Source organism: Serratia sp. 14-2641 (assembly GCF_001692375.1).
GTDB lineage: Bacteria > Pseudomonadota > Gammaproteobacteria > Enterobacterales > Enterobacteriaceae > Chania > Chania fonticola_C.
Genome location: NZ_LXKR01000077.1, coordinates 94,422 through 113,068, shown reverse-complemented (window position 1 = coordinate 113,068; position 18,647 = coordinate 94,422). Strand labels below are relative to the sequence as shown.

At 54.7% G+C, this 18,647-nt stretch carries 19 protein-coding genes and 1 tRNA gene; 9 read left to right on the top strand and 11 right to left on the bottom strand.

The genetic code is table 11. The features are described 5' to 3' along the window. Positions 1–7 precede the first annotated feature (7 nt). The 5 genes from A6U95_RS24055 to A6U95_RS24035 all read right to left on the bottom strand — a co-directional run bounded on the left by A6U95_RS24055 (position 8) and on the right by A6U95_RS24035 (position 2,637). Positions 8–379, bottom strand: coding sequence for a hypothetical protein (locus A6U95_RS24055; protein ID WP_065686477.1), 372 nt, complete (start codon positions 377–379; stop codon positions 8–10). 144 nt (positions 380–523) lie between these two features. Then, complete coding sequence (locus A6U95_RS24050) at positions 524–1,738, bottom strand: integrase arm-type DNA-binding domain-containing protein (RefSeq protein WP_065686323.1); 1,215 nt, start codon at positions 1,736–1,738, stop codon at positions 524–526. 165 nt (positions 1,739–1,903) lie between these two features. Beyond that, positions 1,904–1,980, bottom strand: a tRNA-Arg gene (locus A6U95_RS24045). Positions 1,981–2,122: 142 nt separating this feature from the next. Beyond that, positions 2,123–2,428 carry a hypothetical protein gene (locus A6U95_RS24040; protein WP_065686322.1) on the bottom strand — a complete coding sequence of 102 codons (306 nt, stop codon included), beginning with the start codon at positions 2,426–2,428 and terminating at the stop codon, positions 2,123–2,125. Then, positions 2,425–2,637 carry a hypothetical protein gene (locus A6U95_RS24035; RefSeq protein WP_065686321.1) on the bottom strand — a complete coding sequence of 71 codons (213 nt, stop codon included), beginning with the start codon at positions 2,635–2,637 and terminating at the stop codon, positions 2,425–2,427. Before A6U95_RS24035 ends, A6U95_RS24040 begins: the two co-directional genes overlap by 4 nt. Before the next feature lie 228 nt (positions 2,638–2,865). Here A6U95_RS24035 and folD point away from each other — a divergent pair, with 228 nt between their 5' ends. Next, positions 2,866–3,732, top strand: a complete 867-nt coding sequence (folD, locus tag A6U95_RS24030; protein WP_021805409.1) for a bifunctional methylenetetrahydrofolate dehydrogenase/methenyltetrahydrofolate cyclohydrolase FolD — start codon at positions 2,866–2,868, stop codon at positions 3,730–3,732. Positions 3,733–3,743: 11 nt separating this feature from the next. Continuing rightward, positions 3,744–3,956 carry a ribosome-associated protein YbcJ gene (gene ybcJ / locus A6U95_RS24025; protein WP_065686320.1) on the top strand — a complete coding sequence of 71 codons (213 nt, stop codon included), beginning with the start codon at positions 3,744–3,746 and terminating at the stop codon, positions 3,954–3,956. A 70-nt stretch (positions 3,957–4,026) separates the two neighbouring features. Here the strand turns inward: ybcJ and A6U95_RS24020 are convergent, their stop codons facing one another. Genes A6U95_RS24020 through A6U95_RS24010 form a run of 3 tightly spaced genes read right to left on the bottom strand, consistent with a single transcriptional unit; the run spans position 4,027 to position 6,817 of the window. After that, entirely contained in the window at positions 4,027–4,740 is a 714-nt protein-coding gene (locus tag A6U95_RS24020) for an MgtC/SapB family protein (RefSeq protein WP_065686319.1), read from the bottom strand. Positions 4,741–4,748: 8 nt separating this feature from the next. Then, positions 4,749–5,984: an MFS transporter gene (locus A6U95_RS24015; RefSeq protein ID WP_024528449.1), complete on the bottom strand. Its 1,236-nt coding sequence runs from the start codon at positions 5,982–5,984 to the stop codon at positions 4,749–4,751. Between the two features lie 11 nt (positions 5,985–5,995). Then, on the bottom strand, positions 5,996–6,817 hold the full coding sequence (locus tag A6U95_RS24010; RefSeq protein ID WP_065686318.1) for an MBL fold metallo-hydrolase: 822 nt from the start codon (positions 6,815–6,817) through the stop codon (positions 5,996–5,998). A 367-nt stretch (positions 6,818–7,184) separates the two neighbouring features. On the opposite strand from A6U95_RS24010, the gene A6U95_RS24005 reads away from it, so the two are divergent. Beyond that, positions 7,185–9,362, top strand: a complete 2,178-nt coding sequence (locus A6U95_RS24005) for an extracellular solute-binding protein (RefSeq protein ID WP_065686317.1) — start codon at positions 7,185–7,187, stop codon at positions 9,360–9,362. 60 nt (positions 9,363–9,422) lie between these two features. Here the strand turns inward: A6U95_RS24005 and cysS are convergent, their stop codons facing one another. Next, positions 9,423–10,808, bottom strand: a complete 1,386-nt coding sequence (gene cysS, locus A6U95_RS24000; protein ID WP_065686316.1) for a cysteine--tRNA ligase — start codon at positions 10,806–10,808, stop codon at positions 9,423–9,425. A 286-nt stretch (positions 10,809–11,094) separates the two neighbouring features. On the opposite strand from cysS, the gene ppiB reads away from it, so the two are divergent. From ppiB to purK, 4 genes are all read left to right on the top strand, one after another. Next, the gene (gene ppiB, locus A6U95_RS23995) at positions 11,095–11,589 is read left to right on the top strand and encodes a peptidylprolyl isomerase B (protein WP_024486088.1); all 495 of its coding nucleotides are present in this window, start codon (positions 11,095–11,097) and stop codon (positions 11,587–11,589) included. A gap of 10 nt (positions 11,590–11,599) precedes the next feature. After that, positions 11,600–12,322, top strand: a complete 723-nt coding sequence (locus tag A6U95_RS23990) for a UDP-2,3-diacylglucosamine diphosphatase (RefSeq protein WP_065686315.1) — start codon at positions 11,600–11,602, stop codon at positions 12,320–12,322. Positions 12,323–12,453: 131 nt separating this feature from the next. Next, a complete protein-coding gene (gene purE / locus A6U95_RS23985) occupies positions 12,454–12,978 on the top strand; it encodes a 5-(carboxyamino)imidazole ribonucleotide mutase (RefSeq protein WP_024486090.1) in 525 nt (174 codons plus the stop codon). After that, the gene (gene purK / locus A6U95_RS23980; protein WP_065686314.1) at positions 12,975–14,042 is read left to right on the top strand and encodes a 5-(carboxyamino)imidazole ribonucleotide synthase; all 1,068 of its coding nucleotides are present in this window, start codon (positions 12,975–12,977) and stop codon (positions 14,040–14,042) included. Before purE ends, purK begins: the two co-directional genes overlap by 4 nt. A 56-nt stretch (positions 14,043–14,098) precedes the next feature. Here the strand turns inward: purK and ybbP are convergent, their stop codons facing one another. After that, positions 14,099–16,531: a putative ABC transporter permease subunit YbbP gene (ybbP, locus tag A6U95_RS23975; RefSeq protein WP_065686313.1), complete on the bottom strand. Its 2,433-nt coding sequence runs from the start codon at positions 16,529–16,531 to the stop codon at positions 14,099–14,101. Next, complete coding sequence (gene ybbA / locus A6U95_RS23970) at positions 16,528–17,214, bottom strand: putative ABC transporter ATP-binding protein YbbA (RefSeq protein WP_065686312.1); 687 nt, start codon at positions 17,212–17,214, stop codon at positions 16,528–16,530. Before ybbA ends, ybbP begins: the two co-directional genes overlap by 4 nt. On the opposite strand from ybbA, the gene tesA reads away from it, so the two are divergent. Further along, the gene (gene tesA / locus A6U95_RS23965; RefSeq protein ID WP_065686311.1) at positions 17,185–17,823 is read left to right on the top strand and encodes a multifunctional acyl-CoA thioesterase I/protease I/lysophospholipase L1; all 639 of its coding nucleotides are present in this window, start codon (positions 17,185–17,187) and stop codon (positions 17,821–17,823) included. The two genes, ybbA and tesA, sit on opposite strands and share 30 nt — an antisense overlap. Before the next feature lie 25 nt (positions 17,824–17,848). Further along, positions 17,849–18,625, top strand: coding sequence for an SDR family oxidoreductase (locus A6U95_RS23960; RefSeq protein ID WP_065686310.1), 777 nt, complete (start codon positions 17,849–17,851; stop codon positions 18,623–18,625). The last annotated feature ends 22 nt before the right edge of the window (positions 18,626–18,647 follow it).

Sequence of the window (18,647 nt, the reverse complement as noted above, 5' to 3'; positions counted from 1 at the left end):
CTCCAAATCAAAATGGGATATCGTCATCAAAATCCATTGGTGGCTCTGATGAAGTTACAGTCACTAAACCGGTAGGTATTTTTTTAACAGCAGTATCCACTTTGATAATTGGTACGGTACCCTCTTCCAAAACAATGTCGATGAGGCTATCAAAGTCAGGATCATCGTTCCATTGAGTAGATTCAATATCCCCACGTCTGTTTCGCCAAACAAACTCAGGCGGCTGTTTGCTTTTTGTCAACCACGAAAGCCACTTTGCTATTTCAATATCAGTTACATGAGGTTGAAGAACTCGAATTCTCTCAAATAACTCCCTGACTGAAATGAACTCACGATCTTTTGCTTCTAGATCAGCAAGAATATTCAGATTTTTTTCCATTCGCCACCTCACGCCCTCTAATTTTTGGCGGCTATGCCAACCCGTAGAGGTGTACGGGGTTTCGGGAGCTACCCTAGACATAGCCTATTCTTTACTCGTCTAGATAAGTCTACTGCGGTCTATTAGCACTGTCTATACACCCAGTCATGCACGTTGTCCAAATGTGGTTTGCACAACATTCCCGCCCCGCTCCAGGCTCTCCATATAATCGGCGTACCACTGAAGCATACCCCGGCGACCATCCAGGTATTGGGCGTGATTGTAGGTTCCCCGGATGCTGTTCTTATCGACGTGGGCCAGTTGGGTTTCAATCCAAGCAGTGTTATAGCCCTGTTCGTGTAGGATGGTACTCATGGTATGGCGAAAGCCGTGACCGGTCGCTCTACCGTGATAGCCAATACGCTTTATCACTTGGTTAATGCTGGCCTCGCTCATCGGTTTGGTGCTGTCATTCCGCCCAGGGAAAACCAGCTTAAAGCGCCCTGTCATTTCTTCGAGCTGGCGAAGCAGAATCAAAACCTGCTCAGAAAGAGGCACCAAATGTGGACGGCGCATTTTCATTCTGCTCTTAGGGACTTCCCAAAGCCCCTTGTCCAGATCGAACTCAGCCCATTCAGCAGCGCGTAGTTCAATGGTGCGAACACCTGTCAGCAGCAATAGCCGGGTCGCAATTTTTGTTATTGGGCTGCCAGTGTACTCATTGAGGCATTGGAGAAACTCAGGGAACTCTGTCGCAACCAGGTGGGGGTAATGTGTATGCTTCTGAATGGCGAGCGCTCCAGCTAATTCGCTGGCTGGGTTGTTCTCGGCCCTACCGGTGACGATCGCATAACGGAACGTCTGGCTACAGGCTTGGCGAATTTTGCGCATCTTGTCGAGAACACCACGTTTCTCTAACTTGCGCAGCGCCTCTAAAACTTCAAGGGGTTTGATATCGGCAACGGGTCGTTTCCCGATGAAGGGAAAGATGTCTTTTTCGAAGGACTCCATCAGATCTTCAGCATAGCCCTTTGACCAGCTCGGCACTTTGTAGGCGTGCCACTCTCTGGCCAGTGCTTCAAAGGTGTTTTCAACGCTCACCTTCTTAGCCTGTTTCTCCGACTTCTTCTCTTCACCAGGATCGCCACCAGCAGCCAACAGGCGTTTGGCTTCATCACGCTTGGCTCTGGCATCAGCGAGCGGCACGTCTGGATACACGCCTATGGCTAAAAGCTTTTCTTTTCCAGCCACGCGATACTTCAGACGCCAGTAACGGGCCCCGGTCGGATTAACGAGCAAATACAAACCACCACCATCAGAAAGCTTGTAGGGCTTGTCCTTAGGCTTGGCGGTGTCTACTTGGCGGGCATTTAACTTCATTGGGGGTACCCCACTTCATTGAACCTGGACATACCACCAGATATACCCCCACATGCATGTAGATTTCAGTAGAACTAGGTAGACGTTGGGATACGGTGATATCAGCTGTATCAGGCATTATAGAGGGTTTTAGTAGATTTGAGTAGACGTTGGGAGAAGTAAAAATGGTACGCCCTACAGGGCTCGAACCTGTGACCTACGGCTTAGAAGGCCGTTGCTCTATCCAACTGAGCTAAGGGCGCATTGAAATGCGGATGCGGCAACCGAGGTTGCGGAGTTGGATTATACGGTCAGAGGTTATTGAGTCAATGCCTTTTGACTCTGTGGTGGCGGCAGAGGTGTCTTATGGCGATTTTTCGCACACAAAAGCTATGATAAGTCACCCTAACGCGATGATCTGGCTACGCTAATCCCCTGCCACAATACCGTCTCATCAACCCCCTGTGGTTCAACCGCGGGTGCCAATAGGCGTGGGTTTGGCCTCTGCCCTGCTTTTTGCGACATACAGGCACGTGCCGATCGCACCACGGCGTTGATATCCCCCCAATCGGCCTGCGGGGCATTTAGCACATTACAGGTCTGCGCCAGCATTGCCCTCGGCAATTCACTGGCTGCCAAGGTATTCATCGATGCCTGACAAAGTGGCGTAGCAAACAGCAATGCCAGCAACAAAGGAGCATTACGCATCATTGGTGGCCCCTTTTGTACCACTGCGCCATACGCTGGCTCCAGGAAGAACGGCTCTCCTTCGGCTTACAAAGCCGATGCAGCGCCTGCAACACCACCACCTGCGCCGGATGCAGGGAGGAATCAAACACCGTTTCACCAATATGCCGCTGTTCATCTGCTGGATGTCCACCAGGTTGATGCAATGGATAGAGCCGAGTAATCGCCTTCATGATCCTGCCTCCATAGACCCCAAACGTCAGGGGCAATGGGTAAAGCCTAAAAGACTGGAGGTAAAAAAAGCGTAGAGGATCATTCCGTTGGTGTAAAAAATGTATAAACCGCTACGCAATCGTGTGCTTATTCTCTGCATTAACCCGATCGAAAGCCTGACAGCGCGCCTCTCTTCTGCCAAAATAGCGCCATCCCCCGCTTTTCTTAAATGATGGATTTCCTCACTGATGGCAGCAAAGATTATTGATGGCAAAACGATTGCGCAGCAGGTTAGAAACGAAGTAGCTGAGCAAGTGAAACAACGTCTGGCGGCCGGCAAACGTGCGCCGGGCCTGGCGGTGGTACTGGTTGGTGAGAATCCGGCTTCGCAGATTTATGTCGCCAGCAAGCGCAAGGCCTGTGAGGAAGTGGGCTTTATTTCCCGCTCTTACGATCTGCCCGCCTCCACCACCGAGCCTGAACTGCTGGCGCTGATCGACAAATTAAACGCCGATAAAGAAATTGACGGCATTCTGGTGCAGCTCCCCTTGCCAGCAGGCATTGATAATGTGAAGGTGCTGGAGCGCATCAGCCCGGATAAAGACGTAGACGGTTTCCATCCTTACAACGTCGGCCGCCTGTGTCAGCGCGCACCTAAACTGCGCCCTTGTACCCCACGCGGCATTGTCACCCTGTTGGAACGCTATAACATCGATACCTATGGCCTGAACGCCGTGGTGGTGGGTGCCTCCAACATCGTTGGTCGCCCGATGAGTATGGAGCTGTTGCTGGCCGGGTGTACCACCACCGTCACGCACCGCTTTACCAAAAATCTGCGTCACCACGTCGAAAATGCCGATCTGTTGATCGTTGCCGTGGGCAAACCTGGGTTTATCCCAGGAGATTGGATCAAACCGGGTGCGATCGTGATCGATGTCGGCATCAACCGCTTGGAAAGTGGTAAAGTAGTCGGCGACGTAGACTTCGAAGCCGCAAGCGAACGTGCGGCCTTCATTACTCCGGTTCCAGGTGGCGTCGGCCCGATGACCGTTGCTACACTGATCCAAAATACCTTGCAAGCCTGCGAGGAATTTCACGACGTTCAACCTAACTAAGTTAAGGCAGTATGGAAATTTTTAATCTGGAAAGTCACCCTCATGTCGAACTGTGCGATCTGCTGAAGTTCCAGGGCTGGTGTGACAGCGGCGGTGCCGCGAAAGAAGTGATCGCCGAAGGGCAGGTCAAAGTAAACGGTCAGGTCGAAACGCGTAAGCGCTGCAAGATCGTTGATGGCCAGAAGGTCAGCTACAAAGGCATGAACGTCACGGTTAAAGCCTGATTGTTCAAGCGCCAGCAAAAAAATGCCGGGTCGGCTAAGCTACCCGGCATTTTTGATCCACTCAAACCCGCTAATGCTCCAATGCGACGAAGCACACGTGTTGCATAGCGCGCAGTGAGCCATACAGTTCGTCCAGGGTCGTCCTTTTCCTTACCGTCAGCTTAAAGTTAACTTCAATCTTGTGTTTTTTGACGTCACGTATGGTCATTGCATCAATCAGGTTTCTCTGCTGATTAAGCTGGGCCATCAAGCTGGCTAGCCCTGCCTGCTCATCAAGTATCAGCCGTACTTTGACCTTCCCAAGATATTGATTCCTCGATTGCAGCAGGAAAATATAGGGGCTGATCTTTATCGCCAGTAAAAACAGTGTGGTAGCCAAGAGTGCGTGCAAATAAAAACTGGCTCCACAGGCTATCCCCACTCCCGCCGATGCCCACACGATCGCGGCGGTCGTCAGGCCGGAAATGGCGTCATCACGCCGGTGCAAAATCACCCCTGCGCCCAGGAAGCCCACCCCACTGATAATTTGTGCGGCCAACCGCATGGGATCGCTGCGAATATTGACGGAGATCTCGGCGTAATACTCTGCAGACTGAATCGACACCACCGTTAATACGCAGCTGGCGACGGCAATGATCACGCAGGTTTTAAACCCAACAGGCTTGCCCTTGGATTCACGTTCCAGACCAATCACGCCCCCCAGAACAAACGCCGCGACTATCTTGCCTACCGTCGCCAGATGGAGCGGCCCCAACCCGCCCAGCACCGATAACCAGCTGTCCATGTTGCTTCCTATTGCTTCGCGGGTTTCATTGCCGCCGGTGTTTTCTGTTTAGAAAGATCGTCCTTGAAGAAAATAAAGAAGAAGACCGAGACAACGCCGGCGATAATCGCCGAGAACAGCCAGAAGCTTTCCCACTGCGGTAACGCCTGTGGCCCCTGCTCCGTCACCGTGCTGTTGAAGATCTGGCCGCAAATGGTGGACGCGAACAGCAAGCCAAAACCATTGGAGACGATAAAGCGCAGACTCTGGGCCTGGGCTTTGATTTCGGGCCGTGCTTTACGGTCAACATAGATATCCCCCACCGTAAAGAAGAAGTCCCAGCAGAAGCCTTGCAACATCAGGCCAATCAGGACAAACGTCATGTTGGCGTCAAGCGCAGCCTGGGAGAACAGCACCGAGCGGATGATCCAGCACACCGCGCCCATCATCAACGTCACCTTGAAGCCCGCTTTCAGTAGGAAGAACGAAAGCAGGAACATAAACACCACTTCGCAGGCGATCCCTACCTGCATCATGGAGGCGGCGTTATCAAACCCGAGCGCTTTGAGGAATACCGGAATATAGGCGGAATAGGCCGTTTTGGGGATCATCAACACAAAGATGCTCAGCATCAGAATGGAGAAGTTACGATCTTTAAATAGCGACAGCGCATCCAGGCACAGCAGATCGCGCAGGGTGAAGGTGCTGCCCTTGGCCTTCGGCGGTGTATCCGGCAAAGTAAAGCAGTACAGCCCCAATGCCACCCCAGCGGCCGAAGCAATGTACCAGGTCATGGTATCGCCGGAATATCCCATCTGCCCGATGATGAAACCTATCGCCATAAAACCGAAGGTGCCAAACACGCGGATCACCGGGAAGTACTTCACGCCGTTGATATGGCTAAAGCTGATGCTGTTGGCCAGCGCGGTAGTCGGATAGAACAGCAACCCGACCAGGAAGATCATCACCAGCGTCATGGTGGTGTCCTGCGCCTCGATAAACTGCGGCACACAAAGGATCACCCCGGCGTTGATCAGGTGCAAAATCGCCATGACTTTCTGCGAAGCAAAGAAGCGGTCTGCAACCATGCCGATAAACAGCGGCGAGAGTATGGTTGCCAATCCCAGCAGCGCATAAGATGAACCGATAATGGCTGCCATGCCGTAGGTGCTCAGCACCAGGCCCATGGTCATATTCCAGGCACCCTGCATGAAATACTGCACAAACATCATGATCAGCAGGCGAGGAGTCTTGTTAAAGTCCATGAGTTCTCCCCCTATGCCACGTTAACGGTCAGGCCGTCATACGCAACGGTGATGTTTTTATCGCGGCAGGCCGCCACCAACTCCTCATGCAGCAACTTGCCGCTGTGAGAAATATGCGACACCACGATCTGGCTGCCGGAATGCAAACACTCCATCGCACGCAGTTTCTCTTGGGCGGCAAACACGGTTTCCAGGCTCATATGATTGTCGGTACGATCGTCGCCGTTGAAACCGTAGGTGCATTCCAGCACCACCAAATCCAACACTTTGCCCTGTAGCCACTGCCAGGTGAGTTCCGGGAACCAGCCCGAATCATGGCCATAGAAAATCGTCTTGCCGTCTTTTTCGATCACATACACGTAGCAAAGCTCCCACTTGGCGTGGTTGGCCAGCAGCGGTGTGATCTTGTAGCCATGGCTTTCTACGGTGACAAAAGGCACCAGGCAGTGGAAACCAAAGCGCTGTTTGCTGTAGCCCGGCAATACCGCAGCACAGCCGTTGATCGCTCGATCGTTACCAAAAATCTCCAATGGATGGTCGATATTGAAACCGTAACCCTCCATGCGGCTAAATAGCTCACCGACGTTGAAATGGTCTGGATGAGTGTGAGTAAACAGCAGGTCGGTGATACCACTTGCGTCCAGCCCATCACGCAACAGCTGTTGGCTGAACTCCGGGGCGACGTCGATCAACATCACATCATCAATAATCGCCGAAGAGTGGGTACGCAGATCTTTCCCCTTGAGAAAACGGGCCTGTTGGCAATGTTCACAGCGGCAAAACGGATTGGGGATCCCTTCAGAGGCAGCCGATCCCAGGAAATGTATTTTCATTTTTTATCCTTTTTATTCAGTACATTACTGACCTATTACTCCTATCTCCTTCGTTAATGTGGTCGACGAAATTGATTTTGGAACGTGTCAATCATAATCCTGAGACCAAAAAACGGTTAACACTGCAATACATATTGGTGATCGGCTTCAAATATTTAATTTAATATTTATAAAAATCAACAAACTAAAAATAACCATTGGTAATTATTACGTTTTTCATCAATTTTGTGACACTGGATTAATTAAGGACAAACAACAACCAATTAATGATGGAACGATCCAAATTTTACGCTTGAAGAGAAATCGAGATAGCGAAGCGCCCAAGCCGGTGTTAGCATCAAAACAGGCGGCTCAAAGCGGTGGGAAAATGGCAACTATCAAGGATATAGCGAAGCTGGCGGGGGTATCACACGGCACCGCTTCCAACGTGCTCAACGGGCGCGGCAATGTCAGCGTTGAAAAGATCGAGGCGGTCAAACAGGCTGCCCAGCAAATGGGTTATCAGATCAATGCCCAGGCGCAGTCGCTACGCGCCAGCAAAAGCAGTGGCGTTGCGCTGATCCTGCCCGATATCAACAGCGAGCAGTATCACCAGCTCTACCGTGGGCTTCAGCAATCATTACGATCTTCTTTCCCGGGCGATCTGGATTTGTACGTCACTAACGATCTGCCCTCTGCCGAAAGGGATATCTTGCAGACGCTGGCCGCAAAATCCTACCAAACCATCGTTACGGTCTCCTGCCTTGCCGACAGCGAAAGCTATTATCAGACGCTCCGGCTGCCAGCGGAGCAGATCCTGTTTGTCTATCGCCATCCAGCGCAGGCCAAGGTCACATTCAACCTGAACTTTTGCCAGGCGGGCCAGGCCATTGCCAGCGAGATCGCCCGCGAACAACCCACGCACGTTGGCGTGCTTTGTGAGCCCCTCGCTTATACCAACGGCCAGTGTTTTGTCGAGGCATTGAAAGATACGCTGGCACAGTTAAGCCCATCAACCCAGTTAACGGTCGTTCCGTCACCGGCCAGTGAATGTCACACCGCCGCTTTTGCTTTTTTTGCTGGCCAGCCACCACAAGTCCTGATTGCTCAAGACAGCGAAAAAGCCCGTTGCCTGACGCAGGCGGCCTATCTGGGTAGCGCAGCCCCCTGCCCGCCGATCTGGCAACTCAGCGATAACGAACCCGCCGTGGTAGCCAATCAGTACCACTATCAGATGGATTACGCCCGGCTGGGCCTGGAAATTGCCCGATATATCTGCGGATTGGCAACACTGGCCGATGAGCAGATACTGGATAGCCGTGGCTTTGCTCTCGACGTTCAACCCATGTCCGCCGTTTCCGAACAGGGTGAAACGCTGAACATGCTGATCTTGCCTAGCCCCTCGACCGATGCGCTGAAGAAGCTGTTGCCACATTTCTATCGTCAGACCGGTATCAAGGTGAATCTCGCGGTTTATCCTTATGATGAAGTGTTTGAGATCCTCTCGAATCTGCATCTGCATCCTTATTACGATTTGCTGCGTATCGATATGGCCTGCCTCCCCTGGTTTGCGGCAAAGGCCCTCACGCCGTTGGCAGAGATCGCGCCAGCACTACCAGAACTGCTGGAAAACTTCTCGGCAGAGGTTGGCCATCATTTCAGCCAGATTGACGGCAAAGCCTATGCGTTGCCGTTTGATGCCAGCACCCAGTTGCTGTTCTATCGCCGAGATCTGTTCGAAGACCCCACGGTCAAACGCATGTTCTATGAGAAATCGGGCAAAGAGCTGAAGATCCCGACCAGTTTCGCCGAGTTTGATGACATTACGGCCTTTTTCACGGCGACTCATCAATCCGGCAACCCGCAACGTCCGATAGGTTCATCAACGACTCTCGGGAGTTCCGGGTTAATTGCTACCGAATATCTACTGCGCTATTACGCGTTAGGTGGGCGGCTAGTGCACCAAGACAAACCGGTCCAACTAGAGGCAACCTTGGCCATCGAAGCGTTGCGGCAATATCAGCAACAGCTTACCGTCACCACCAATCTCAACAGTGAATGGTGGAATGCTGCGGTGGCCCAGTTTGAGCAAGGCCAGTTGGCGATGCTGATCATGTATATGAATCTGTTCAACGACGTCGCCCACAGCCCTCTATCACCGGCGATTGGTTACGCGCCAGTTCCGGGCAACATGCCGCAGATGGGCGGTGGCTCGTTAGGCATGTCTCGTTTCAGTGATAAGAAAGCGCAGGTAGAGCAGTTCTTCCGTTGGCTGTATTCGGCTGAAATTACCGAGCATCTGGTGCTGTTGGGCGGTAACAGCGCCCACCGCAGCATCTATCAGAACCAGCGCATTCTGCATCTCTATCCGTGGTTTAACCTGCTGCGAGATAATCCTAGTATCGGCATCCGTGAATCTCGGGGTTTACAGGGCGAGTTGTTTAACCTGCGCCATGCGGAGATCATTATCGGCCAGGGCGTGACCAACGTCGTGAACAAGATAATGGATCCGCAGCCAGCTATTGATTACATCAACCAGCGCCTGCTCAGCGAAGCCCATGCTTAAGGCATAAAAAAACCGGGAAGCCACAGCAACCCGGTTTCATTAACTTAATAAGTTCTTAGTTTACTTACGACGCCAGCTAGTCCCTTGCGGGCCATCTTCCAGCACGATATTCATCTCGTTCAACCGATCGCGAGCGGCATCTGCCAGCGCCCAGTCTTTGGCGGCACGTGCGTCGTTACGCTGTTTGATCAACGCTTCAATCTCTGCCACTTCCGAGTCGTCCGCTTGCGCGCCACCTTGCAGGAACTGTTCTGGCTCCTGTTGCAGCAGGCCCAATACCTTGGCCAGTTTACGCAGCTCTGCCGCCAACCCATTTGCCGCCGCCATGTCTTCGCTCTTCAGACGGTTTACTTCACGCGCTAAATCGAACAACGCGGAATAAGCTTCTGGGGTGTTGAAGTCGTCGTCCATAGCTTCACGGAAGCGCGCTTCAAACGCTTCACCGCCAGCAGGTTGCGCATTGGCATCGGTGCCACGCAGTGCGGTGTACAAACGTTCCAGCGAGGCGCGCGCCTGCTTGAGGTTATCTTCGCTGTAGTTCAGTTGGCTACGGTAGTGGCCAGACATCAGGAAGTAACGCACGGTTTCGGCGTCGTAGTAGCCCAGCACGTCGCGGATGGTAAAGAAGTTGTTCAATGACTTGGACATCTTCTCTCTGTCGATCATTACCATCCCGGAGTGCATCCAGTAGTTGACGTACGGACCATCATGCGCACAGCTGGATTGGGCAATCTCGTTCTCGTGGTGCGGGAACATCAGATCTGAACCACCGCCGTGGATGTCAAAATGGGTGCCTAGCTGTTTGCAGTTCATGGCTGAGCATTCGATATGCCAGCCCGGGCGGCCTGGGCCCCACGGCGATTCCCAGCTTGGTTCGCCCGGCTTGGACATCTTCCACAGCACGAAATCCATCGGGTTGCGTTTCACGTCGTCGATTTCCACACGTGCACCGGCTTGCAGCTGCTCCAGATCCTGGCGGGACAGCAGGCCGTATTGCGGATCGCTATCGATGGAGAACATCACGTCGCCGTTGCTGGCCACATAGGCATGATCGCGCGCCAACAGGCGTTGGGTGATCTCGATGATTTCTTCGATATGGTGGGTGGCACGCGGTTCCTGATCCGGGCGTTCGATCAGCAGCGAATCAAAATCGGCGTGCATCTCTGCCAGCATACGCGTGGTCAGTTGATCGCAGGTTTCGCCGTTTTCTGCCGCGCGGCGGATGATTTTATCATCCACGTCGGTCACGTTACGCACGTAGTTCAGCGAATAGCCGAGGTAACGCAGGTAGCGCGCGACTACGTCGAAAGCAACAAAAGTACGCCCGTGGCCGATATGACACAGGTCATAAATGGTTACCCCGCACACGTACATACCGACTTTACCGGCATGAATGGGCTTAAATTCCTCTTTTTGACGACTCAGGGTATTAAATATCTTTAGCATCAGGGCTGTCCGTGGTGTGCGTGATAACAAACATATCCGCATATTGAAACCCGAAGGCTGCTCTATTGCAAGGTCAAGCCCAAGGATTGCTGAATTGATCGGCAGAAAATTGCGTGAGATCGGAATTAACCCAATCCAGACTAAGATAACAACACGTGTATTTCTGCCGCGGAACTACCACCCTAGCCACTGCTGACTGATTAATTGAGATATGTTATAAAGTCGGTCTGATTGCTCACACGCCTTCCTATGTGACAGCTCATTTCATCTTGCTAGGACTAAAACTATGGTTACTTTCCACACCAATCACGGCGATATCGTTATCAAGACCTTTGCTGACAAGGCACCGGTTACCGTTGAAAACTTCCTGAACTACTGCCGTGAAGGCTTCTACAACAACACCATCTTCCACCGTGTCATCAACGGCTTTATGGTTCAGGGCGGTGGTTTTGAACCTGGTATGCATCAGAAAGACACCAAAGCAACCATCAAGAACGAAGCTAACAACGGCCTGAAAAACACCCGTGGCACCCTGGCAATGGCTCGTACCAACGATCCACACTCTGCCACCGCCCAGTTCTTCATCAACGTGGTGGATAACGACTTCCTGAACTTCCGTGCTGAAAACTCCCAGGGTTGGGGTTACTGCGTATTTGCCGAAGTGGCAGAAGGTATGGACGTGGTCGAGAAGATCAAAGCGGTAAAAACTGGCCGCAGCGGCATGCACCAGGATGTACCGGTTGAAGATGTCGTGATCACCAGCGTTACCGTCAGCGAGTAATCGCGGCTGCATGAGCACGCTGTTCATCGCAGACCTGCATCTATGCGCACAGGAACCGGCAATTACTGCCGGTTTTCTGCGTTTTTTGCAGCGAGAAGCCGTTCACGCCGACGCATTATACATTCTGGGCGATCTGTTCGAAGCCTGGATTGGTGATGACGACCCCGAGCCGTTGCATAGCGAAATTGCCGCCGCACTCAAGGCGTTGCACCAGGCCGGAGTCCCCTGCTACTTCATTCACGGCAACCGCGATTTCCTGTTGGGTAAGCGCTTTGCCAAGCAGAGCGGTATGATCCTGCTACCTGAAGAGCAGGTCGTTGAGCTGTATGGCCGCAAGATCCTGATCCTGCATGGCGATACCCTATGCACCGACGATCAGGCCTATCAAGAATTCCGCAACAAAGTTCATAACACCTGGATCCAACGTGCTTTTCTCGCGCTCCCTCTACGCTGGCGCTTGAAGATCGCCGCTAAAATGCGTGCGCGCAGCCAACAAAGCAACCAATACAAATCCACCGCGATTATGGACGTCAACCCGCAGGCCGTTGAGCAGGCCATGTTGCGCCACAACGTCCACTGGATGATCCACGGCCACACCCATCGCCCGGCAATCCATCCGCTGGCATTACCTGACGGTGAAGCCCATCGCGCGGTGTTAGGAGCCTGGCATACACAAGGCTCAATGATTAAAGTCACGGCAGATGCCGTCGAACTGATCGAGTTCCCCTTCTAGGTCGTTTTCACGCTTTTGATGGCAAAAACCGTCGACGCAACCGTTTTCCTCGTCCTTTACCCATGGTATGCTCTACGCCCTCATACGGCCTGCCAGCCGACGTTTGTCCACATCACAGGAGCCATGCACTCATGGGAGCCACCGCTACTTCAGCCGCCAACGCTGGGGTTAAAATCGCAATCGTAATGGGTTCAAAAAGTGACTGGGCCACAATGCAGTCCGCGGCAGAAGTTCTGACCACGCTGGATGTCCCGTTCCATGTCGAAGTTGTCTCCGCCCACCGCACGCCGGATAAACTATTCAGCTTTGCCGAACATGCCAAGGCCATGGGTTTTGACGTGATCATCGCCGGTGCCGGTGGTGCTGCGCATCTGCCGGGCATGTTGGCGGCCAAAACGCTGGTTCCGGTGCTGGGTGTGCCGGTACAAAGCGCCGCGTTAAGCGGTGTCGATAGCCTGTATTCCATTGTGCAAATGCCACGTGGCATTCCGGTGGGTACGCTCGCCATCGGCAAAGCCGGTGCGGCCAACGCCGGGTTGCTGGCAGCACAAATTCTGGCACTGCACGATGCCGGGCTGGCACAGCGGTTGGCACAATGGCGTCAGGCCCAGACCGACGAGGTGCTGAACCACCCGGACCCACGGGAGGACGCATGAAGCCGGTTTGCGTACTGGGTAACGGCCAGTTAGGACGTATGCTGCGCCAGGCCGGTGAACCACTGGGAATTGCGGTTTATCCCGTCGGCCTGGATGCCGAGCCGGAAGCGGTGCCCTATCAAAATGCGGTGATCACCGCAGAGATCGAACGCTGGCCAGAAACCGCCCTGACCCGCGAATTGGCGACGCACAATAACTTCGTCAACCGCGATATCTTCCCGCGTTTGGCCGATCGCCTCACACAGAAACAACTGCTCGATCAACTTCATCTTGCCACCGCCCCTTGGCAATTGCTGGCAAATGCTGTCGAATGGCCGCAGGTATTTGCCACCTTGGGTGAGTTGGCGATCGTTAAACGCCGCGTGGGTGGGTATGACGGCCGTGGCCAGTGGCGTTTGCGCCCGGGCCAAGAGGCGGAGTTACCGGCGGATAACTATGGCGAATGCATCGTTGAGCAGGGGATTAATTTCTCTGGCGAAGTGTCGTTGGTGGGCGCTCGTGGTCACGATGGCCAGTCGGTATTCTATCCGCTGACTCACAACCTGCACGAAGAAGGCATTCTGCGTACTAGCGTAGCGCTGCCACAGCCCAATCAGGCGTTGCAGCAGCAGGCCGAGCAGATGTTGGCTGCGATCCTTGATGAGTTGAACTACGTAGGCGTGATGGCGATGGAGTGCTTTATCGTCGGCGACAGCCTGCTGATCAACGAGTTGGCTCCGCGTGTCCACAACAGTGGCCACTGGACGCAGAACGGCGCTTCTATCAGCCAGTTTGAGCTGCATTTGCGTGCCATCCTGGGGCTGCCGCTGCCTAAGCCGGTGGTGAATACGCCTTCGGTGATGGTCAACCTGATCGGCACGGCGGTGAATCAGCAATGGCTGGGCCTACCGCTGGTGCATTTGCACTGGTATGAGAAAGAGGTGCGTGAGGGGCGTAAAGTGGGTCACCTGAATCTCAACGATCCCGACGCAGCTTCTTTGCAACAGGCGTTGCAGGCATTAGCGCCGCTGCTGCCAGCCGAGTACCAAAGTGGCTTGGCCTGGGCGCAGCAAAAGCTGGGATAATCAGTTAAAACCGCAAATTGAGGGTTCAGCCACACTGAACCCTTTTTATTAGACGTTTAACCTTCGTAGCTGCGGAACAGCGCCCTGCCGCGCAGCAGGCGTACACCTAGCCAGCCGCCACACAGCGAGAGCAGCAAGGCACTCAGCAACGGTAACGCCCACCACAGCACCGGTGTAGGTGCCCACGGGAAGTCGAATACCTTGGTTTGCAACAGCCACAGTGCCGCTTCTGCCCCCACCGCCGCCGCGATGCCGGCCACCAGCCCCAGCAACGCAAACTCGCACCACAGCGTACCGCGCAACAGGCGTTTGCCTGCGCCTAGCGTGCGATAAACCACCAGTTCCTGCCTACGCTGCCGCATCCCTACCTGTACCTGTGCCAGTAACAGCAGACCACCGCAGATCACCACCAGCACCACCATCACCTCCAGCGCCCTGCTCACCTGCTGCAACACGCCGCCGACCTGCTTGAGGATCGAACCGATATCCAGCAGGCTCAGCGTTGGGAACTGGCGGTTAAGCTGGGTTAGCACCTTGCCGTCGCCGTCATAGCGGAAGCTGGTCAGCCAGGTTTGTGGCTGGCCGTCCAATGCACCCGGCGGGAAGATAAAGTAAAAGTTCGGCTTCAGGCTTTCCCAATCTACCTGCCGCAGGCTGGTAACTTTGGCGCTGAACGATTGGGTATCGCCGCTGAACGTCAAGGTATCGCCCAGTTGGATCTTGAGCCTGCCGGCGATCCCTTCATCCATTGAGACCTCGCCGGTTTTCGGCGGCCAGGTGCCTGCCGTCAGCGGGTTGTGGTCCGGCAGATCGCTTTGCCAGGTCAGATTCAGTTCACGGTTCACCGCCTCACCACCGGGATCGTCTTCATGCACCCGCTCCGTCGCCACCTGCTGGTTAATTTCTGACAGGCGCACACGTACGATGGGATAGAAGGTTTCCTCATGCAGTTGATGCTGTTGCAAGAAGGCTTTCACCTGCGGAACCTGTGCCGTGGTCATATTCAGCAGGAAATAGTTCGGGCTGTCTGGCGGTAACTGCTGTTGCCAACGATCGAGCAGATCGCCACGCAAGACCAGCAACAGTGCCAGCAACATGAACGACAGCGAGAATGCCGCTAGCTGGCTGATCGTCACCCAAGGCTGATGCAACAGGCGGTTCACCGCCAACCGCAGCGCCAGATTCTTAAGAGTGATGCGCCGCAGCAGCAACAGGCTGCCCCAGCCAATTCCCCCTAGCAGCAAGGCCAGCACCACCATACCGGCCAGAATGGCCCACAGTAGGGTACTTGCCCCCATTAACACCGTCAGTAGCCCGATTACAATCACCGCAGTGGCTGGCAGGAAGTAACGCAGCGGCCAGACGTTGGCTACCACATCCCGGCGCAGTACGCGCAGCGGCTGAGTCGCCAGCAGTTGCCGGTACGGGCGCAATCCAACCAGCAGCGAAATCATGACCAGAGCCCCCATCGCCCACAGCCACGGCCAGCCCCCGGCGGCGGGGAGTTCCCCCGGCAACACCGGTGCCAGCAAGCGGATCAGCACCGCTTCAAACCCGAGACCAATCATGCTACCGCAGATTCCCGCCAGCAGTAACACCGCCAGCCACTGGCCAATAATCAGCTTGCTGAGCGCCTTTCTGCCAGCGCCCAGGGTTTTCAGCACTGCAATCAGGTCATAGCGGCTGCGGCAATAATGGCTCATCGCCACCGCCACAGCGGCGATCGACAGCAGCAAGGTCAGCAGCGCCGAAAGCAGCAGGAACTGTTGAGAACGCTGTAGCGATTTACCCAGCGCGCTGCCGGACTCCTCTAATCCATACCAGCGCTGATCGGGTTTGAGCTGCGGTTTGAGGCGTTCTTCATAACGTTGAATATCGGTTGGCGCACCGGCAAACATATAACGGTAGGTCAGGCGACTGCCCGGCTGTACCGCTCCGGTTTTATCCACATCCGCCAGGTTGATGATAATGCCAGGCGCAGTCTGGAACGGATTGAAGCCAGAATCCGGCTCCTGCACAACTTCACCGGCTATGCGTAACGTGGTATCCCCCACATCCAGATTATCGCCGACCTTGATATCCAATAATGCCAACAGGCGCGGAGCCACCAACACGCTGCCTGGCACAGGTTTGAGATTGGCTGGCAGGGTTTCCAACTGCCCATACAGCGGATAGGCCGCATCGGTAGCCTTGACGTTGGCCAGTAGCGGACGATCCCCGGCGTAGGTCATGGTGGTAAAAGAGAGCTGGCGGCTAACTTTCAGCCCCTGTTGTTGGGCATCGAGCAGCCAGCCTTCCGGCACCGGACGCGCGGTACGCAATACCCGATCCCCGGCGATAAAGTCGCGGCTTTGCTGGCTCAAGCCTTTGTCCATGCGATCGCTGATGCTGCCCAGTGCCAACACGCAGGCGACCGACAGCGTCAGCGCCAGCCAGACGATCAGCAGCGAAGGCGAACGCCATTCACGCCAGAACCAACGCCAAATCATGCTTCCTCCCACAGCTTGCCTTCACGCAAGCGCAGCCGCCGCTGACAGCGCGCCGCCAGGGTCTCGTCATGGGTGACCAGGATCAGTGTGGTGGCGAAATCGCGGTTGAGGGAGAACAACAGATCGGCAATGCGCTCACCGGTCTGGCGATCGAGGTTGCCGGTAGGTTCATCGGCGAACAGCACCCGTGGGCGGCCACTGAACGCCCGTGCCAGTGCCACACGCTGTTGCTCCCCGCCGGAAAGTTGTGCTGGCAGATGGCTAAGACGCTTGCCTAACCCCAGCTGTTCCAGCAGTTGCACCGCTTGGTCCCGGCTTTGACGATCGCTTTCACCACGCAGCAGTGCAGGGAGTTGTACGTTTTCCAACGCGTTCAAGGTGGGGACCAGCATGAAAGACTGGAACACAAAACCGACGTTTTTTGCCCGCAGCGCAGCGCGCCCTTCTTCATTCAGTGCGGTCAGCGACTCCCCCAGCAGGCTAACTTCTCCTTCGCTGCCGTCGTCCAGCCCGGCAAGGATGCCCAACAAGGTCGATTTACCTGAACCGGACTCGCCGATCAGCGCAATTGTCTGTGCGGGTTTGACAACCAGCTCGACTCCGGTAAGGATGGTAAGCTGATGCTCACCCTGACCAACGTGTTTACTAAGATGATGAACTTCAAGAACGTTTTCCGCTGGCATCTTCCCTTCCTTTTGCTGTTGGGATTATTCAGTTTACGTGCTGTCGCGGCCGATACCTTGTTGATTTTAGGCGACAGTTTAAGTGCTGGCTATCGGTTGCCGATAGCGCAAGCCTGGGCAACTCGCCTGGCCGATGAGTGGCAGAAACAACCTGGCCACCCGATCGTGGTCAATGCCAGTATCAGCGGTGACACCGCCGCTCAGGGGCTGGCACGCTTGCCCGAGCTGTTGAAACAACATCAACCCCGCTGGGTGCTGATCGAACTGGGTGCCAACGATGGTCTGCGCGGCTTCCCGGCTGCGGATATTGAGCGCGATCTCAACCAGATTATCACGCTGGTTTTGCAGGCGGGGGCCAAACCGCTGCTGATGCAAATTCATATTCCGCCAAACTATGGCCGCCGCTACACCGAGGCCTTCGGTGAGATCTATCCGGCGTTGGCCAAGCAGTTCAACATTCCGCTGCTGCCGTTTTACATGGAACAGGTGGTGATCAAACCGGAATGGATGCAGGATGACGGTTTGCACCCCAATCAGGATGCCCAGCCGTTTATCGCCACCTGGATGGCGCAACAGCTGGAACCACTAGTTAAACATGAGTCTAACTGAATAGGGTTAGCTACTAGGTAAAGTTATGCAAAAAGCGGTATTGATAACCGGCTGTTCCAGCGGGATAGGATTGATTGCAGCGCAAGATCTGCGTAACCGTGGCTATCGTGTGCTGGCCGCCTGCCGTAAGCCGGAAGACGTGGAAAACATGTGCCAGCTTGGGCTGGAAGGCATTGAACTGGATCTGGACGATAGCGCCAGCGTAGAACGCGCCGCCGCACAGGTGATCGAGCTGACCAACGGGCGGCTGTACGGTCTGTTCAACAATGCCGGTTTCGGCGTTTACGGCCCACTCAGCTCGGTTTCACGCCAACAGCTGGAACGGCAATTCTCCGCCAACCTGTTTGGCACCCACCAGCTCACCCAGTTGCTGCTGCCAGCCATGCTGCCGCACGGTGAAGGGCGTATTATTCAGACCAGTTCAGTGATGGGGTTAATCTCCAGCGCCGGGCGTGGGGCCTATGCCGCCAGCAAATTTGCGCTGGAAGCCTGGTCGGACGCGTTGCGTATGGAACTGCACGGCAGCGGCATTCAGGTCAGCCTGATCGAGCCAGGCCCGCTGACGACCCATTTCACCCAGAACGTCAATCAGGCGCAGAGCGATAAACCGGTGCACAACCCGAGTATTGCCAAGCGTTTGACGCTGCCCGCCGAAGCGGTGTTACCGAAGCTGCGCCATGCGCTGGAAAGCCCCAAAGCCAAGCTGCGCTACCCGGTCACCCTGCTGGCGCATACCATGAGCATCCTGCGCCGCCTGTTGCCAGGCCGCGCGCTGGACTGGTTATTGCGCAGTAATGGTTAAGCAAACGGGGGCTAAGGGTTGA

Bases quoted from the DNA above. Each gene is read 5' to 3' on its own strand.
- A6U95_RS24020 (WP_065686319.1), bottom strand. From the start codon at position 4,740: ATGGACAGCTGGTTATCGGTGCTGGGCGGGTTGGGGCCGCTCCATCTG.
- A6U95_RS24050 (WP_065686323.1), bottom strand. From the start codon at position 1,738: ATGAAGTTAAATGCCCGCCAAGTAGACACCGCCAAGCCTAAGGACAAG.
- ppiB (WP_024486088.1), top strand. From the start codon at position 11,095: ATGGTTACTTTCCACACCAATCACGGCGATATCGTTATCAAGACCTTT.
- ybcJ (WP_065686320.1), top strand. From the start codon at position 3,744: ATGGAAATTTTTAATCTGGAAAGTCACCCTCATGTCGAACTGTGCGAT.
- A6U95_RS24035 (WP_065686321.1), bottom strand. From the start codon at position 2,637: ATGAAGGCGATTACTCGGCTCTATCCATTGCATCAACCTGGTGGACAT.
- A6U95_RS24005 (WP_065686317.1), top strand. From the start codon at position 7,185: ATGGCAACTATCAAGGATATAGCGAAGCTGGCGGGGGTATCACACGGC.
- A6U95_RS24010 (WP_065686318.1), bottom strand. From the start codon at position 6,817: ATGAAAATACATTTCCTGGGATCGGCTGCCTCTGAAGGGATCCCCAAT.
- ybbP (WP_065686313.1), bottom strand. From the start codon at position 16,531: ATGATTTGGCGTTGGTTCTGGCGTGAATGGCGTTCGCCTTCGCTGCTG.
- folD (WP_021805409.1), top strand. From the start codon at position 2,866: ATGGCAGCAAAGATTATTGATGGCAAAACGATTGCGCAGCAGGTTAGA.
- A6U95_RS23960 (WP_065686310.1), top strand. From the start codon at position 17,849: ATGCAAAAAGCGGTATTGATAACCGGCTGTTCCAGCGGGATAGGATTG.
- purK (WP_065686314.1), top strand. From the start codon at position 12,975: ATGAAGCCGGTTTGCGTACTGGGTAACGGCCAGTTAGGACGTATGCTG.
- A6U95_RS24040 (WP_065686322.1), bottom strand. From the start codon at position 2,428: ATGATGCGTAATGCTCCTTTGTTGCTGGCATTGCTGTTTGCTACGCCA.
- purE (WP_024486090.1), top strand. From the start codon at position 12,454: ATGGGAGCCACCGCTACTTCAGCCGCCAACGCTGGGGTTAAAATCGCA.
- tesA (WP_065686311.1), top strand. From the start codon at position 17,185: ATGAACTTCAAGAACGTTTTCCGCTGGCATCTTCCCTTCCTTTTGCTG.
- ybbA (WP_065686312.1), bottom strand. From the start codon at position 17,214: ATGCCAGCGGAAAACGTTCTTGAAGTTCATCATCTTAGTAAACACGTT.
- A6U95_RS23990 (WP_065686315.1), top strand. From the start codon at position 11,600: ATGAGCACGCTGTTCATCGCAGACCTGCATCTATGCGCACAGGAACCG.
- cysS (WP_065686316.1), bottom strand. From the start codon at position 10,808: ATGCTAAAGATATTTAATACCCTGAGTCGTCAAAAAGAGGAATTTAAG.
- A6U95_RS24055 (WP_065686477.1), bottom strand. From the start codon at position 379: ATGGAAAAAAATCTGAATATTCTTGCTGATCTAGAAGCAAAAGATCGT.
- A6U95_RS24015 (WP_024528449.1), bottom strand. From the start codon at position 5,984: ATGGACTTTAACAAGACTCCTCGCCTGCTGATCATGATGTTTGTGCAG.